This is a genomic window from Shewanella sp. KX20019, assembly GCF_016757755.1.
Lineage (GTDB): Bacteria > Pseudomonadota > Gammaproteobacteria > Enterobacterales > Shewanellaceae > Shewanella.
In genome coordinates this window covers 3,959,394-3,975,855 of sequence record NZ_CP068437.1, presented here as the reverse complement: position 1 = coordinate 3,975,855, position 16,462 = coordinate 3,959,394, and the positions used below count along the sequence as shown (strand labels likewise).

At 44.7% G+C, this 16,462-nt stretch carries 14 protein-coding genes; 10 read left to right on the top strand and 4 right to left on the bottom strand.

Annotation, left to right across the window (positions count from 1 at the left end; translation table 11 throughout):
- Positions 1 to 109: 109 nt before the first annotated feature.
- Positions 110 to 2,479 carry a multiheme c-type cytochrome gene (locus JK628_RS17175; protein WP_202286175.1) on the top strand — a complete coding sequence of 790 codons (2,370 nt, stop codon included), beginning with the start codon at positions 110 to 112 and terminating at the stop codon, positions 2,477 to 2,479.
- Positions 2,480 to 2,662: 183 nt separating this feature from the next.
- Positions 2,663 to 4,036 carry a winged helix-turn-helix domain-containing protein gene (locus tag JK628_RS17170; protein WP_202286174.1) on the top strand — a complete coding sequence of 458 codons (1,374 nt, stop codon included), beginning with the start codon at positions 2,663 to 2,665 and terminating at the stop codon, positions 4,034 to 4,036.
- 106 nt (positions 4,037 to 4,142) lie between these two features.
- Here the strand turns inward: JK628_RS17170 and JK628_RS17165 are convergent, their stop codons facing one another.
- The 3 genes from JK628_RS17165 to lolB form a co-directional block, all read right to left on the bottom strand.
- On the bottom strand, positions 4,143 to 5,090 hold the full coding sequence (locus JK628_RS17165) for a ribose-phosphate pyrophosphokinase (RefSeq protein WP_202286173.1): 948 nt from the start codon (positions 5,088 to 5,090) through the stop codon (positions 4,143 to 4,145).
- A gap of 64 nt (positions 5,091 to 5,154) precedes the next feature.
- Positions 5,155 to 6,009 (bottom strand): 4-(cytidine 5'-diphospho)-2-C-methyl-D-erythritol kinase, encoded by an 855-nt coding sequence (gene ispE / locus JK628_RS17160; protein ID WP_202286172.1) that lies wholly within the window; start codon positions 6,007 to 6,009, stop codon positions 5,155 to 5,157.
- A complete protein-coding gene (gene lolB / locus JK628_RS17155) occupies positions 6,006 to 6,671 on the bottom strand; it encodes a lipoprotein insertase outer membrane protein LolB (RefSeq protein WP_202286171.1) in 666 nt (221 codons plus the stop codon). The genes ispE and lolB overlap by 4 nt, the downstream gene beginning before the upstream one ends.
- Before the next feature lie 270 nt (positions 6,672 to 6,941).
- Here lolB and hemA point away from each other — a divergent pair, with 270 nt between their 5' ends.
- Genes hemA through prmC form a run of 3 tightly spaced genes read left to right on the top strand, consistent with a single transcriptional unit; the run spans position 6,942 to position 10,184 of the window.
- On the top strand, positions 6,942 to 8,192 hold the full coding sequence (hemA, locus tag JK628_RS17150) for a glutamyl-tRNA reductase (protein ID WP_202286170.1): 1,251 nt from the start codon (positions 6,942 to 6,944) through the stop codon (positions 8,190 to 8,192).
- Positions 8,193 to 8,205: 13 nt separating this feature from the next.
- Complete coding sequence (prfA, locus tag JK628_RS17145; protein ID WP_202286169.1) at positions 8,206 to 9,291, top strand: peptide chain release factor 1; 1,086 nt, start codon at positions 8,206 to 8,208, stop codon at positions 9,289 to 9,291.
- Between the two features lie 50 nt (positions 9,292 to 9,341).
- A complete protein-coding gene (gene prmC / locus JK628_RS17140; protein WP_202286168.1) occupies positions 9,342 to 10,184 on the top strand; it encodes a peptide chain release factor N(5)-glutamine methyltransferase in 843 nt (280 codons plus the stop codon).
- A 72-nt stretch (positions 10,185 to 10,256) separates the two neighbouring features.
- On the opposite strand, the gene JK628_RS17135 is transcribed toward prmC, so the two are convergent.
- On the bottom strand, positions 10,257 to 10,667 hold the full coding sequence (locus JK628_RS17135; RefSeq protein ID WP_443019971.1) for a GNAT family N-acetyltransferase: 411 nt from the start codon (positions 10,665 to 10,667) through the stop codon (positions 10,257 to 10,259).
- A 231-nt stretch (positions 10,668 to 10,898) separates the two neighbouring features.
- Here JK628_RS17135 and JK628_RS17130 point away from each other — a divergent pair, with 231 nt between their 5' ends.
- The 5 genes from JK628_RS17130 to JK628_RS17110 all read left to right on the top strand — a co-directional run bounded on the left by JK628_RS17130 (position 10,899) and on the right by JK628_RS17110 (position 16,281).
- On the top strand, positions 10,899 to 11,294 hold the full coding sequence (locus tag JK628_RS17130; protein WP_202286167.1) for a SirB2 family protein: 396 nt from the start codon (positions 10,899 to 10,901) through the stop codon (positions 11,292 to 11,294).
- Between the two features lie 8 nt (positions 11,295 to 11,302).
- Positions 11,303 to 12,082: a transglutaminase family protein gene (locus JK628_RS17125; protein WP_237524043.1), complete on the top strand. Its 780-nt coding sequence runs from the start codon at positions 11,303 to 11,305 to the stop codon at positions 12,080 to 12,082.
- Positions 12,083 to 12,292: 210 nt separating this feature from the next.
- Positions 12,293 to 13,561: a DUF819 family protein gene (locus JK628_RS17120; protein WP_202286165.1), complete on the top strand. Its 1,269-nt coding sequence runs from the start codon at positions 12,293 to 12,295 to the stop codon at positions 13,559 to 13,561.
- A 71-nt stretch (positions 13,562 to 13,632) separates the two neighbouring features.
- Positions 13,633 to 14,481, top strand: coding sequence for a 3-deoxy-8-phosphooctulonate synthase (gene kdsA / locus JK628_RS17115; protein ID WP_202286164.1), 849 nt, complete (start codon positions 13,633 to 13,635; stop codon positions 14,479 to 14,481).
- 240 nt (positions 14,482 to 14,721) lie between these two features.
- Complete coding sequence (locus JK628_RS17110) at positions 14,722 to 16,281, top strand: AbgT family transporter (protein ID WP_202286163.1); 1,560 nt, start codon at positions 14,722 to 14,724, stop codon at positions 16,279 to 16,281.
- The last annotated feature ends 181 nt before the right edge of the window (positions 16,282 to 16,462 follow it).

Here is a 16,462-nt window from a genome sequence, read left to right as displayed (position 1 = left end):
AGGTAATTTTGTCAGAATTGCAATCGAAGTCATCACACTAAATCACTCGCTAAGCAGATAAATTTCACTTGCCCCAATAAAGAGGGCGGAATATAAGTGAGTGGAATTGATGATGAAAATATTCGATATGAAAGTTGCAACACTAGCAACCCTCATCGGGTTGGCCTTAACGGGTTGTTCTGGAGATGATGGAACAAATGGTAAAGATGGCGCTCCAGGTACACCTGGAACGCCAGGCACTCCTGGGATCCCGGTTGCTACCGATGCCAAGGCCTTGACTGTTGCTGTTGACACTATTGCTGTTGGCGCAACATCCGATGTTACTTTTACCGTAACTAATGAAAAAGACTTACCAGTTGTAGGCTTAGAAAAGTTTGGCTTTATACTCTCAGGGCTTGAACAGGGTACAGACGGCGATGCTAATAACTGGAAGTTACTTAGCTCTGAAGCATGTCCTGCTAGCAAGTACTCTAAGTGTGGTAGCTTGCTTGATAATAAAGACGGTACTTATACCTATAGCTTTGAGAAAGATGTTTCAGCAGAAACAGCTTTTACTATCACAGATGATAAGACATTACGGTTAGTGCTAAGAACCGGTGGCGAAGCTGTAGGCGCAACTGAGTTAAGTTACGCAAACATGCACTATGACTTTAGAGGCGAAGGCTTAGAGCCGCTCTATACCAAGAATGTGGTTAACAACCAAAACTGTGTTAGCTGTCATGATGATTTTACTATCCATGGTGGTAAGTACACAGAAGTTGAAACATGCGTTTCTTGCCATGCGGATAACAAAGTTAGTGATATCAGTAAAGTATTTCCAATGCTTGCGCATGATGTACATATCGGCGTGATCCCTGCTCCTGTGGGCGGTTGTGATAACTGCCATGCTGAAAATGAGCAAGCCACTGATTTTGCAAACTGGAAGAACGTCCCTACTCAGGAAACGTGTATTACCTGCCATACAGACGTTAACTTTAAGGAAGGCGTTGGCCACTGGCCGTATCAGGACAATGCACAGTGTGCCAGTTGTCACACGGCAGATACCCTCGAGATGGTTCATTTGTCGACCTATAAAGGTCAGAACGAGCGTCGTGAAAATCTTCATCTAACAGTGACTGAAGCTAAGATGGTTGATGCTCCTGAAGCAAAAGCCAATATTGATGCCAACCTAGATACTGATAAGACTGGCTATGTACAGTTGACTGTCGATATTTTGGACAAAAATGGTAACACGCGTAACGAGCAGTTAGATCTGGTTAAATACATGTATTACGCCGAGTTCTATATCAACTGGGGTGGCCAGGATATGGGCATGGATCGTGGTAAGGTACTGCGTGTTCATACCAATAAAGAAAACTTCCCAGGCTATGTAGATGAGCCAATCGTGCTTAACTATGAAAATGGTAAGACGACGTTTGAAATTGGTCCATTCGATCTTGAAGATGATTTCGATGGTGACTTGAATGATAGCTACGGAATGGTTACACCACGTATCTGGTTCTGTATCGAACCAGATGGTGAAACAATCCAGGATTGTGACGGCAAAACGGATTGGAGTAATGGTGCTGCAGGTTATAACTGGCAACACTTCTTCAATAAGGAAGGCATGCTGGAAGAGCGTCCTCGTCGTCAAATCGTGACCAACGAGCTGTGTGGTGATTGTCATGGTACCACTACCTCAGATGATGGTTTCGTACAGATGACCCTCAACTGTCGTAGCTGTCACTCTGTCGTCAAGAACGATAGCACTTACTTCGGTACCACCTGTGCTTCTGGCTCGGTCGATTCAGATGGTGACGGTTCTTTAGACCCTATGGTTATGATGAAGAATCTGATGCCACGCGGCGAACGTGACTGGACGACTGCATCTAATGCTGGTGAAGAGTGTGTGGCTTGTCATAACGCCAACAACATGCCAACTCAGGTCATCCGTAACTCTCAAACCAAGCAAGGTGATGAGGATTATATTGAACAGCTGACGATGAGTCATCCAGATCAGAAGGTATGGATCCATGCAATGCATGCCAACAACCGTGCTAACCAAAGTGGTGAAGGTTGGAAGCGTAATGTTGAGTACTCGGCAGATCTCGCTAACTGTGCAAAATGTCATATCGAAGATAGCTTTGACGCCAAGTACCTAGTGGGCCGTAAGCCGCTGGCACTGGATCTTGACTACATGGATACTTATGACGGTTTAGACCCTGCGAATGGTAAAGACACCAGCGGCAACAAGCGTTATGCCGTCGATGCAGTTGCAGATGCTTTTGTATCGCCTACCGCAGCAGTATGTTTGAGCTGTCATGGTAAGCGCGCCGCGGAAGAGGGTGAAGACCGCCGTCAGGTCCGCAAAGACGTGGTCAGCCACATGAAGCAAAATGGCGCTCAGTTTGGTGTCGAACTTGGCCAGTACACTGGCGAAGAGTCATGTGCTGTATGTCATGATCTAAACAACCTAAAGGAATCACATAACCTGAAATAAAGTTCTCATCCCTGCAATATTTTATGGCCCTAGCATTTTGCTAGGGTCTTTTTTTACGGGGATCACAAATATTAACAAAGCAGCAATTGTTTAATCAGAACTCAGCATTGTGTCCGGTTTAGTATTAACAAAATAGCTTAGAATGTTGTTTGGAGATCTACTAAAAGTAGTAGAGGTTAAGTTGTGAATATTACTGAATTTTTAATTATTGATCTAGATGCCAGAGAGTTAGTTGATATCAAGAACTCGACTCGCTGCGCATTATCATTAGCTGAGCTAGAAGTACTAAAAAGCTTAGTTAACCATGTGGGTGAAGTGGTTAGCAAAGAGACACTAAATGCTGCAGGTTGGCCTGGCAGAGTGGTGGCAGCCTCTTCATTGACTCAATGTATGAGCAGTTTACGAAAAAAGCTTGCTGGGCAAACAGATATTGAGTTAAAAAACATTCCTCGTTACGGCTATAGTTTATGCATTATTGAGCATGCAGAGGCTGTAGCATCTGCGGTTGTCGACCCTGTCAGCGGTTTTGATAAACTAGCATCAGAAAATGTAAACACTTCGCACTCAAATCCAGCAAGTCCCAAAGGTGCTAAATTTGCCGCTGGGATAGCAGTATTTAGACCCGCGTTCTATCGCCTTGCTGGGATCGTTGCAGTAGTGATATTTGTCGCAGGGTTGCACTTCTCAGGCGGGCTTAAAGTCATCGTTAATCAGCTTTCTGTACTCACCGAGCCGGATGTGGCATCAATCAGCCAAAAGCATTTTTCATTGGCACAAAGCCCCACGCTACTTAATGCTGTGCAGTTAGATAATCAACTGAAAGAGACCATTTCCGTTGAAAAAGTGGTCAACAATTGGTTTAATTATGAGAACATATTCCAAAATTCTACCGAAAAACAATTGTTTACTTTTGATAATGGCCGCTACGAGTCGGTCGCCTTGTGTAACGAGTTCGATGGGATTTGTATTGATAAGCAGCCACTTAATCTAGTTCGATCTGTTAATGCGCCGACGGCTCCGCTGGACATTCAATGGTTAGCGGATACTAAGTTGAGAATGGAGCAGGTAACCTACAATAAAATTCTATTAGATAAATTTGAACCTACCGATAAAGGCCTGATTGAAGACGTATTTCGTGCCGATGTGTACTATTACTCAGAGAGTAAGAATGTCGTGCGCGCAGATGTTAGGTTGTCATTGATTTTCGATTCAATGAATCGAGGTAAACTAGTTGCAGCGGCATGTATTACTGATGATATGCTCAGAAAAATCTCAATTCGTTATCAGTTTAGCGGCGACTTTAAGCTGACTAAAAGTCAGGTCGATGGCAAAGCGGTAAACACGTTCCTTGTTGATATAAAAGAGCGCTCGTTTACCAGTCCACAACAGATATCAAAAGAGTCTGCGACCATCTACCGAGAGATCCGCAAAAACGTGTTGCAAAATGAGCGCATGGTCATCAGACAACTTTATCAAGATGATGATAGTGGCGTGTGGATGCTGCCATTATGGGGCGAGACTATGGTTTGGGCTCATAGAGAGCAGGTGTCACTTTAAGCTGATGCCTACTTAATTAAAAGAAGCAGATAAAAAAACGCACTCAATTGAGTGCGTTTTTTATGTCAGGGTTAAGCCTAATCACATTCAGCTATCCAAATAGCGATTAGTGCTTAAACATAGCCGAAATAGACTCTTCGTTGCTTACGCGACGAATAGCTTCAGCCATTACGGTAGACATTGTAAGCTGAGAAACTTTCTCAAGTGCCGCTATCTCAGGACTCAATGGAATCGTATCTGTCACTATTACTTGATCAATTACTGATTCAGCGATATTTTTAGCAGCGTTGCCTGAGAATACTGGGTGAGTTGCATAAGCGAATACGCGGTTTGCACCGTGCTCTTTTAGTGCTTCAGCTGCTTTACACAGAGTTCCACCGGTATCAATCATGTCATCGACGATGATGCAGTCACGGCCCTGAACATCACCAATGATATGCATAACCTGTGCGACGTTTGCTTGTGGACGACGCTTATCGATGATAGCGAGATCGGAATCATCAAGCAGCTTAGCCACTGCACGAGCACGTACAACGCCACCGATATCGGGTGAAACAACCACTGGATTTTCTAGGTTCTTAGCTAACATATCTTCAAGCAACACAGGGCTACCGAAAACGTTATCAACTGGAACATCGAAGAAACCTTGAATTTGCTCAGCATGCAGGTCACAGGTCAATACGCGGTCAACGCCAACGCTTGATAGGAAGTCTGCAACAACTTTAGCTGTAATAGGTACACGAGCGCTACGAACGCGACGGTCTTGACGTGCATAACCGAAGTAAGGGATAACGGCAGTAATACGACCAGCAGATGCACGACGAAGCGCATCAACCATAACGATCAGTTCCATTAAGTTATCGTTAGTCGGAGCACAAGTAGATTGAATGATGAATACATCCGCACCACGTACATTTTCATTTATCTGGACACTGATTTCGCCGTCACTGAAAACGCCTACATCTGCGTCTCCAAGTTTGCAAAATAGACGATCGGCTATCTTCTTAGCGAGACCAGGTGTTGCGTTACCGGCAAAAAGTTTAATGTCAGGCACTGTATGAACCTCAGGCGTATGCTTCATGATAGTGGCTGGGACTAAAAAGGTATCCCAGATGTGGTTAATCCTGAGCTAATCTCAGCATTAACGGTGATTTATTTGTTCCTTTGGCAACAAAGCCATTTATCGATACTGGCAGTTTTGCCAAGACATCTTTAGCTTGTTGCTCATGCTCGAATTGACCGAAAACACATGCTCCCGTTCCGGTCATTCTTGACGGCGCATATTCTAGCAGCCACGCTAAGGTCTTGGCAACTTGAGGGTAGCGTTTTAGGACCAGTTCTTGACAGTCATTCCGCCAAGGCTTGCTCATTAAAGATTCAAGTGTGAGCTTAGGGGTATTACGTGGCAGTTCAGGATCTTGGAAAACCTCTGCGGTGGATACATGTACATCGGGTACTAATACAAGGTACCAAGGTTCAGTTGGAGCAACATCTTTTAATCGCTCACCAACACCTTCGGCAAAAGCGGATAAACCATTAATAAAAACAGGTACATCGGCTCCGAGCTCTAACCCAATCACGGCGAGTTCCTTAGCGGATAAGCCAGTTCCCCATAGTGCATTTAGCGCCACCAATGTGGTTGCAGCGTCAGATGAACCGCCCCCTAAACCTCCGCCCATAGGTAAGCGTTTATCTAACCAAATTTCAGCACCTAGTAGACATTGAGTGTGCTCTCTTAATGATTTTGCGGCTCGCAGAATTAAGTTATCGTTATCTGCGACAGCGTCGGACATATTTGAATGCAATATCAAGCTCGGCTTGTCTGTGACTTTAAAATCGAGGTAATCACAATGCTCTACAAATTGAAACAGCGTCTGTAATTCATGGTAACCGTCGTCTCGGCGCCCGTTGATATGTAAGAAAAGGTTGAGCTTGGCCGGCGCTGGCCAACCTAAAGAGAGTGGGGCGGTCATAACGGGGGCTCACTAGAGTTTGATTGTGGACGATTTGTCACTGATGTCTTTTCTGGGGCGAGGGCTTGCCATTGGTTTATCTGTATTTTAAGTCGAATGTCATCACGCGTTAAATTAAGCAGTCGAGGTAGCTCGGCACCGCTCTGGGTTTGCCAGCTCTTGAAGTCAACCTTCCACGGCGGAAGCTGTGTGGCATTCATGATGCTTAACGGGCGGTTTTGAGCATCTTGGCTTACCAGTTCGTCGCTACTACTGAGTTGGCCGGTTATCCAAAGTGGTAAGGCATCAATGGGAATTGTCCAGCCGGTGATCCGAGTAAGCAGGCGTTGAGCGTCGGTGTCGGTGTAGGTTTTACCGTCGAGCTCTAATACTGTATTGCCTCGAGTGCTGGTTAGGCTTAACACTGTGGTGCCCAGCATGGTGGTGAGCTTCAATTCATTAGAGGAGTGAGTGTGTAGCCAATATAAATTAGTACTAAATTTATCATCAGCTGTGCGCACGGCTAACTTGCCCTGCATTTCCCACGCTTGCGCTAGTTCAACCTGCTCGACAGAGACGGGAACTAAGTTGTCTGGTATGGTAGTTGAGCAACCGCTAATAAAAATAAAGCTCAATATCACCCATGCATAAGTGTTTTTTGTGATGCTGCTCAAATTATTCATCTATTACTGATATAAAAGAGCCCTTATGATACGAGGGCTTGGATAAATTACCAATGCCCATATGCAAAAAATAACTATTTGTACAATGCTTATTATCGTTAATGTGTGTCATATCTATGTAGAAATAGTTAAAAGAGTGACGCTAATTGAAAAAATGGGTAACAACAGAAATTATTATTCGGTTTTGTTAAGCGTATTCTGTTTTTAACAAAACCAATTCATTAGAATGGCACCCATAAATAAGATGCCCAAGAGTCCAGAACGAGTAAAATGAGCCTTGTAGCAATCGGAATAAATCATAAAACGGCCACGGTCGACCTACGTGAGAAAGTCGCATTTGCGCCAGACAAAATTCATGATGCCATGAAGAGTCTTGCGTCACGCACTCAGTCGGGCGAAGCCGTCATTATCTCCACCTGTAATCGGACCGAACTTTACTGTAATAATGGTGAAGAGTCTGATGTTGTCCAATGGTTGGAAGAATATCATCAACTTTCTCATGCAGATGTTGAACCTTGCCTGTATCAATATAAAGATCAGGAAGCGGTTAAGCATTTGATGCGTGTCTCTGCAGGACTAGACTCGCTGATCCTAGGTGAACCTCAAATCTTAGGGCAAGTTAAGCAATCTTTTGTTAAAGCAAAAGAAGCCGGCACCGTTGCTGCCACAATGGACAGGTTATTTCAAAATACCTTTTCAGTCGCTAAGAAAATCCGTACCGAAACAGAGATCGGTGCAGCAGCGGTATCTGTTGCATTTGCCGCGGTAAGCATGGCAAAACATATCTTCTCCTCAATAGGTAGCACGCAAGTGTTACTCGTGGGCGCTGGCGAGACGATAGAGCTAGTGGCACGTCATTTAAAAGATAACGGCGTCAAGACAATGGTCGTGGCAAACCGAACTATTTCACGTGCTGAAGCCATGTGTGAAGAGTTTGGCGCGACAGCAATTACCCTCGAACAGATCCCTGATTTTCTCCCTAAGGCCGATATCGTGATATCCTCTACGGCTAGCCCATTACCGATCATTGGTAAAGGCATGGTAGAAAAAGCGCTTAAGCAGCGTCGTCATCAACCTATGTTGTTGGTAGATATAGCAGTTCCTCGCGATATTGAGGCTGAAGTAGCGGATCTGGATGATGCGTTCCTATACACCGTAGATGACCTGCAAAGCATCATTGAACAGAATATGGCTTCTCGAAGAGAAGCTGCCGAGCAAGCAGAATTAATTGCAGATGATCAATCTTATCAATTTATGGAGTGGATCCGCTCATTAGAGTCGGTTGACAGTATCCGTGAATATCGCACCCAGAGTATGGCGATAAAAGATGAGTTGGTAGAGCGGGCGGTCAATAAGTTGGCCCAAGGCGGCAATAGCGAACAAGTGTTGCTAGAGCTTGCCAATAAGCTAACCAATAAATTGATCCATGCCCCGACCCAAGCGCTTACCGCTGCGAGTCGCCGAGGGGATCTCAACTCTCTTGGACAATTAAGGACAGTGCTCGGACTAGATAAAGACTAAGGTTAGCGTTTTAATGAAGGACAGTGTGATTCGCAAGCTTGAAGGCTTGCTTGAACGTAATGAAGAAGTGTTGGCGCTACTGAGCGATGCGGGTGTTATTGCCGATCAGGAGCGTTTTCGCGCCTTGTCTAAAGAATATTCTCAGTTAGAGGATGTCGTCCGTACTTTTAAATCTTTTCAGCAAGCCGAGGAAGATCTCGAGTCAGCTAAAGAGATGATGGAAGAGGATGATGCTGAGCTTAAAGAGATGGCTCAAGAAGAGTACAAAATTGCTAAAGCAGCTATTGCCGTACTTGAAGATGAGCTGCAAATTCTCTTGCTGCCAAAAGATCCTAACGATGATAATAACTGCTTTATTGAGATCCGTGCGGGTGCAGGTGGCGATGAAGCGGCTATTTTTGCTGGCGATCTGTTCCGCATGTATAGCAAGTATGTTGAAAGTAAACGCTGGCAGTTAGAAGTGATGAACACCAACGAAGGTGAACATGGCGGCTTTAAAGAGGTTATTGCTAAAGTTAGTGGTGAAGGCGTGTACGGACAGTTGAAGTTTGAGTCTGGCGGACACCGCGTTCAGCGGGTGCCAGAAACAGAATCTCAAGGTCGAGTACACACCTCAGCATGTACCGTTGTTGTGTTGCCTGAAATCCCTGAATCAGAGGCCATTGAAATCAATAAAGGTGATTTGAAGGTCGATACTTTCAGAGCATCAGGCGCCGGTGGACAGCACGTCAACAAGACAGATTCAGCTATTCGTCTTACGCATATCCCGACGGGTATAGTGGTCGAATGCCAAGATCAGCGTTCACAGCATAAAAACCGTGCTCAAGCGATGAGTGTACTTACTGCTCGTATTCAAGCCGTTGAGGATGAAAAACGTCGTAGCTCCGAAGAAAGTACCCGCCGTAACTTAGTCGGTAGTGGTGATCGTTCTGAGCGTATTCGTACTTACAACTTCCCTCAAGGTCGAGTCAGTGAGCATCGCATCAACCTTACTCTCTATCGCTTAAATGAGTTTATGGAAGGTGATTTAGATGTTGTTCTTGAACCGCTTATCCTAGAAAACCAAGCCGATATGCTTGCAGCTCTTGGCGAAGGCTAACTGTTACTGGTTGGCTCAGTTCTATCATATTCGATGAATAAGGACATTCCTTGCAATTGACTATATCTGGGGCCCTTAAATGGGCCTCTTCTCAGTTAGACACTATTTCGGATTCAGCTTCGTTAGATGCTGAAGTTATGCTGCTGCATATTATCAATAAACCGCGTAGCTACATCTACACTTGGCCAGAAAAAAGCTTGGAGTCAACACAAGTCTCTGAGTTTAAACAGATGCTCGCCAAGCGGCTTAGAGGTAACCCGATTGCCCATATTGTTGGTGAAAGAGAGTTTTGGTCGCTGCCATTTAGAGTTAACCCCACCACCTTGATCCCAAGACCTGATACAGAAATATTGGTCGAAACAGCTTTAAATCTACCATTAGCTGAAAATGCGCGGGTATTGGATTTAGGCACGGGTACTGGTGCGATAGCTTTGTCATTGGCGCATGAGCGTAACGAGTGGCAGGTGTGCGCGATTGATAAAGTCGAAGAGGCTGTTGCGCTGGCGATTGAGAACCGCACTAACTTAAAGCTTGAGCAAGTCGATGTATTCCAAAGCGATTGGTTTGATGCCGTTGAGTGCTATGACTTTAACTTGATTGTGTCTAATCCGCCCTATATTGACGAAGAGGATGAACATCTTTCTCAAGGCGATGTGCGATTTGAGCCACAAAGTGCCTTAACTGCGCCTTTAAAAGGTTTCGCTGACTTGTTTCATATCGCAAGTTGCGCCCGAGATTATTTAGCGCCAGGTGGTTACTTGTTGCTTGAACATGGCTACCAGCAGGCGATTGAGCTTAGAGAAAAGTTGATTGAACTCGGTTACGAAAACGTAGCCACTGTACGAGACTTTGGCAGCAATGATCGCTGTACGTTGGGGCGTAGGCCAAGATAGCGAGTCAATACTTTCGATAAAAAAGGCACTTTAAAAGTGCCTTTTTTGTATGTATTAGCCACGAACAATACGCTATAAGGCTTTGACCATAAAATATTTACAGCCAGTCTTCGGGTACGCCGCTTGTGTCCATTGCACTTCATAGCCTCTGGCTTCATAAAAAGGTCTGGCCTGAAAGTTAAGCGTATCAAGCATTGCAAATTTACAACCTTTAGATCGCGCAATAGTCTCAGCTTCAACAAGTAGCTGGTGGCCAATTTGCTGGCCTCGTAGGCTTTCATCGACCCACAAATTATCAATCATCAGCCAATTACCGAAGGTTCTTCCTGAAAAACCGGCTAACAGCTCGCCTGTTTGGCTTTCAAGTTTTAGTCCGAGGGGTAACCTTTCAGAAACTTCCCAGTGTTGCCAGTTAAATACAGCGATTCTATTCTTCACCGTTTCGGCAAAGGCATCACTATTATCAAAGGTAAATTGAGCCACGATTTTGTACTCTGTATCGATGATTGTTTATGGGGAATTATGCCTGATTACAAACAAGTTGGCAGCGTTATCATTATCGGCATTTATTTGAGTTAGATTAACCGCATTTTTAATATCGACTTACAGTGAGGTTAAAAAATGTGCACTCCAACGGGATCGAAGGCATGATATTGGTTATGATTCTTGGGATCGGGTACACTAGCGCCTTTGTCGGCTAAAAGACCTAAAATCATGGAAACATTCTATAGTTTGTACCCTGTGTTTAAGCATACTCACATGACGTTTGTAGCGTTAAGCGTATTGTTTTTTATTGTGCGTTTTTCTCTTCATTTACGTCAATCTCCGATAATGGATAAGAAATTCGTTAAGATAGCGCCACACGTTATCGATACCTTGCTGCTTTTGTCTGGATTGATTTTGTGCTTCTCAATCAAACAGTATCCATTTGTTGATCCTTGGATGACTGAAAAGCTTAGTGCCGTTGTTGCTTATATCTTGCTTGCGACCATTGCACTGAAAGCCAATCGTAATAAATTATTTAAAGTATTTGCTGCATTGGGCGCTTTAGGTTGGGTATTTTATGCCGCTAAACTCGCTGTGTTTAAGCAAGCTATATTATTAGGTTGAAGACTTCCTTGAAACTTAACGATTCAATTAAACTACCTGAAACAGCTTTTGAAGTTGCAGAGCACCTTGGATTTTCAAAAGCTAAGAATGCTAACTGGGCGTGGCTTGAACTCGCGGGTTCAGTGCTGAGCTTTTATGTTGTCGATCGTCATGAGCGTTTAGCTGGGTTACTCAATTGGTTTTATAATGATTTGGGGTTCTGCCCTCGCGAAGCGTATTACAGCGCCGATGCTGCCGACCTCGGTAAATGCATGACCTCAAAGCAGGGGAATAGCACCACGCTAGCGACAGTGTTAATGCTACTCGCAAAGCAGCTTGACCTTAAGTTAGAGCCATTACTTTTACCGGGTCAAACGGTGCTCGTTAGCCAGATTGATGACGACATTCGTTTTATTGATCCCTTGACTGGTAATGAGTTTAGCAAGCACCAGCTGCATATTTTGGTGCGCGGTGAGCTGGGTAATGCGGCAGTATTAAAGCCGAGTTATTTAAAGCCTGCTTCAGTTAAACGTCTCGTGTCACGTATGATCCATGAGATGAAAGCGGGCAGTATTGTTGCACACAAATTTGAGCCTGCGATGGAGTGTTGTAACTTGCTGCTTCAATGGCATGCAGATGATCTTAACCTCAATCGTGAGCGGGCTTTTATTGCCCAGCAGTTGGGGTGTATCAGTGTTGCTACGGCCGACTTAAAACATTTTGTCGATAACAGTCCACATGACCCGGTCATTGAACTGGTTAAAATGCAATTGAAAGAGCTTAAAGAGAACGTTGAAACGTTTCATTAAGTAATTATCCCCGTTCTACTTCAAAGTACAGAAATCTGCATCTTGGGGCGAACGGGTATAGGGGCCTAACGGCCCTTTATTGGTAAAGCCATCATTAGTATTAGAGCGCACTAATGCGCCATTAGTGAAATCACAAATTGAATAGCAAGAATAATAACTAGGCAAAGTACTGCAAATAAAAGTACAGCCATTATCAGGGAGATAGGATCAATGAGTAGTTCCGATTCGGTAACCAGCGCATTAGTGACTAATGATGCGACAGCGCTCGGTATACTCGCCGTTGTGTTGGGTTTTGTTTTTTATACCAGCAACAGTAGTAACCACTTTTGGAAGAAGTTTTATACTTACATTCCCGCATTGTTGATGTGTTATTTTTTACCATCATTGCTAAACACCTTTAATATTATCGACGGCGACACTTCCAAGCTGTATTTCGTCGCATCTCGTTATTTGCTACCGGCTTGTTTAGTGCTGCTTATTTTAAGTGTTGACCTTAAAGCAATTCTGTCTCTCGGCCCCAAAGCGATTATCATGTTTTTGACAGGTACCGTCGGGATTGTGATTGGCGGCCCTATTGCACTGTTGATTATCTCTAGCATCAACCCTGACGTGTTAGGTGTGACTGGTCCAGAGGCTGTATGGCGTGGTATGACAACGCTTGCGGGGAGTTGGATTGGTGGCGGCGCGAATCAGGCTGCTATGAAAGAGATCTACGGAGCCGGTGGCGAAATATTCTCTATCATGGTGACCGTCGATGTCATTGTGGCCAATATATGGATGGCAGTATTGCTATTTATGGCATCAAAAGCCAAAGAGATCGACGCTAAAACAGGGGCTGATACTTCGGCCTTAGAGGCGTTGAAAGAGAAAGTAGAAAAGTACCATGCCGAGAACGCACGTATTCCGAGCCTTAACGACTTAATGATGATTGCTGCAGTTGGCTTTGGTATTACCGGTCTAGCGCATCTATTCGCCGATTTCTTAGGGCCATTTTTTGAAGCGAACTACCCATGGACCCGCGATTACAGTTTAACCTCTAAGTTCTTCTGGTTAATCGTCACAGTAACAACCATCGGCTTAGCAATGTCGTTCAGCCCAGTGCGCCACCTAGAAGCGGCTGGCGCATCGAAAGTTGCAACAGTATTCTTGTACATCTTAGTCGCGACTATCGGTTTACATATGGATGTGTCTAAGCTATTTGATGCGGAGAACCTGTGGTACTTTGCTATTGGTATTATTTGGATGACAGTGCACGCCAGCTTTATGCTCATTGTCGCCAAAATAATTAAAGCGCCGCTATTTTATATGGCGGTAGGCAGTCAGGCTAACGTCGGTGGCGCAGCATCAGCCCCTGTTGTTGCAGCAGCGTTCCACCCAGCGCTTGCGCCTGTTGGTGTGCTTCTGGCTGTGTTGGGCTATGCTTTAGGCACTTATATGGCATGGATGTGTGGTCAAATCCTGCAAATAGTCGCAACCTAGTGTTATGGGTAACAATTTAATTTGAATAACGCCAAGGCAAAAGTCTTGGCTCACCAAGAGAGAAGAGATTGATGAGCAATAAAACCATTGGTTTAGGTTCGATTGAAATCGCAAATGACAAACCTTTTGTGTTGTTTGGTGGTATGAATGTGCTGGAGTCACGCGATCTTGCAATGCAGATAGCCGAGACTTACGCGGAAGTGACTCAGAAACTGGGGATCCCTTACGTATTTAAAGCGTCATTTGATAAGGCGAATCGCTCATCGGTTAACTCTTACCGTGGCCCTGGCATGGAAGAGGGGTTAAAGATCTTTGAAGAGATCAAATCAACCTTCAACCTACCATTAATTACGGACGTACATGAAGTTGCTCAGTGTGCTCCAGTGGCTGAAGTTGTCGATATTATTCAGTTGCCAGCCTTCTTAGCACGTCAAACTGACTTGGTTGTCGCAATGGCGCAAACTGGTGCGATTATCAATGTTAAGAAACCACAGTTCTTAGCGCCTCACGAAATGCGTCACATCATTACTAAGTTTAATGAAGCGGGTAATGACGAGATCATTTTATGTGAGCGTGGCTCAAGCTTTGGTTATAACAACCTAGTGGTTGATATGTTGGGCATGGATGAGATGAAGCAATCAGGCTATCCAGTCATTTTTGATGCAACTCATGCATTACAACAACCAGGTGGACGTAGCGATAGTGCTGGTGGACGCCGCGCTCAAGCAACAGAGCTTGCACGGAGTGGCATGGCATTAGGTTTAGCGGGCTTGTTTATTGAAGCGCACCCAGATCCAGATAATGCAAAGTGTGATGGTCCTTGTGCTCTGCCGTTGAATCAGTTAGAGAACTATTTAGTGCAGATGAAAGCAGTTGATGATCTTATCAAGTCATTTGCGCCAATCGATACTAGTAAGTAGTTTTTCACTTAAAGCGCGTTTACTGCTAAAGCCCCGTTGGTCAACGGGGCTTTTTTTATGTCTATCTGAAATAGTGCCGTTTCTAGCTATTTTAAAATCAAGTGCTTAATTTAAGCTTGGGTAAAGCCTTCAATTCTATCCTATTGTTTACTAAGAAATCCGCGTTGCTAATGCTGAGCCAATTGTACTGGCTTGCTGTATTTAGCTAGACGGATAAAAACAAAATAGGTTGGATTGATTATGGCTAGTACACAAATCCCTGCTGATAACGGCGCGCAGGGCATGTTAGGTAAAGCGCTGGACGGTATTGAACGCGTGGGGAATAAGCTACCTGATCCTGCGATGTTATTTTTAATACTGATGTTTGCGGTATGGGGGCTTTCAGCACTGCTGTCGGGTGTGAGCTTTGATGCGATAGACCCGCGCACAGACAGCCCTATTGTAGTGAACAATCTACTCAGTGCGGAAGCACTCACTCACTTCCTAACCTCCATGGTTAGCACTTTCACTGCATTTGCTCCCTTAGGCGTGGTATTAGTCGCCATGCTCGGTGTTGGAGTCGCTGAGCATTCGGGCTTTATCAATACCGCGCTTAAACAGATGCTAAAGATAACACCGGCTAAGTTTTTGACTCCTGCAGTCGTGCTGGTGGGTATTATCTCGCATACCGCTACTGATGCGGGTTACGTGGTGGTTATTCCACTTGCTGGGGTTATCTTTTTTACGGTTGGACGTCATCCGTTAGCGGGTATTGCAGCGGCCTTTGCGGGGGTGTCCGGCGGTTTTTGCGCTAACTTTATTCCATCGGGTATCGACCCTCTATTGCAAAGCTTTACCCAGTCAGCAGCGCAAATTGTTGACCCGAGCATCGAGGTAAACCCACTTAATAACTGGTTCTTTGCTGCTTCATCTTGTATTCCAATCACGCTGCTTATCTGGTGGTTAACCGACAAGGTACTCGAACCTAGATTGAATCGAACCCATAAGGTAAACCGCGATGAAGTGGACCTGCCCGCAATGGATAAAGTCACGCCTATAGAGTTGAAAGCATTTCGAAGTGCCTCTTTGGTGATGTTAATCGCGATAGTGGGTTTTTTCTCGCTAACCCTGCCTGAAACCTCGACTTTGCGTGATAGTAACGGCTCACTTACCAGTTTTAGTGCGCCGTTAATGCAATCGATTGTACCGCTGATATTTATCTTTTTTATGTTGCCTGGACTCGTGTATGGCTATATCACTGGCAGTTTTAAGAACTCGGCTGATGTGGTTCAAGCAATGTCTAAATCGATGAGTGGGATGTCGCATTACATCGTCATGGCATTTTTCTGCGCTCAGTTTGTGGCAGCATTTTCGGCATCCAATCTAGGGGCGCTAATTGCAGTAGAGGGTGCGAGCGGTCTTAAAGCGCTTAACTTACCGGCAGAGATCACTGTGGTGGGTATGATTATACTGGTTGGTTTTGTTAACTTATTTGTTGGTTCGTCATCGGCAAAGTGGGCATTGATAGGTCCAGTATTAGTGCCAATGTTGATGCAGCTCAATATCAGTCCGGATCTGTCGCAAGCGGCTTATAGGGTTGGGGATTCAAGCTCCAATATTATTACTCCGTTGATGCCTTATTTCCCGTTAGTGGTGGTCTATTGCCAACGCTATGTGAACAATATTGGGATCGGTACACTTATCTCGATGATGTTGCCGTTTAGTCTAGCCTTGATGACAATTTGGAGTGCCTGGTTACTGCTATATTGGTCAATAGGCTTACCGCTAGGGCTTGGTGCTAGTTACAGCTATGGCTTGTAATAGCGGATAGTTATTCGATAATTAGCTAATAGTGAGACGAGGGGGAAAGCGCTTGCGCCCGCTGTTGATTTCATAAGAGTCGACCCCTCAGCACCCCGGCGAAATTTAAAAAGCAAAATTTCCAACGGGGAAGATTGCAGTCTGCAAATTTGGCTACTTAAATGTAAATTCTGATGTTCAC

Bases quoted from the DNA above. Each gene is read 5' to 3' on its own strand.
- ispE (WP_202286172.1), bottom strand. From the start codon at position 6,009: ATGACCGCCCCACTCTCTTTAGGTTGGCCAGCGCCGGCCAAGCTCAAC.
- lolB (WP_202286171.1), bottom strand. From the start codon at position 6,671: ATGAATAATTTGAGCAGCATCACAAAAAACACTTATGCATGGGTGATA.
- JK628_RS17110 (WP_202286163.1), top strand. From the start codon at position 14,722: ATGGCTAGTACACAAATCCCTGCTGATAACGGCGCGCAGGGCATGTTA.
- hemA (WP_202286170.1), top strand. From the start codon at position 6,942: ATGAGCCTTGTAGCAATCGGAATAAATCATAAAACGGCCACGGTCGAC.
- prfA (WP_202286169.1), top strand. From the start codon at position 8,206: ATGAAGGACAGTGTGATTCGCAAGCTTGAAGGCTTGCTTGAACGTAAT.
- JK628_RS17130 (WP_202286167.1), top strand. From the start codon at position 10,899: ATGGAAACATTCTATAGTTTGTACCCTGTGTTTAAGCATACTCACATG.
- kdsA (WP_202286164.1), top strand. From the start codon at position 13,633: ATGAGCAATAAAACCATTGGTTTAGGTTCGATTGAAATCGCAAATGAC.
- JK628_RS17120 (WP_202286165.1), top strand. From the start codon at position 12,293: ATGAGTAGTTCCGATTCGGTAACCAGCGCATTAGTGACTAATGATGCG.
- JK628_RS17175 (WP_202286175.1), top strand. From the start codon at position 110: ATGATGAAAATATTCGATATGAAAGTTGCAACACTAGCAACCCTCATC.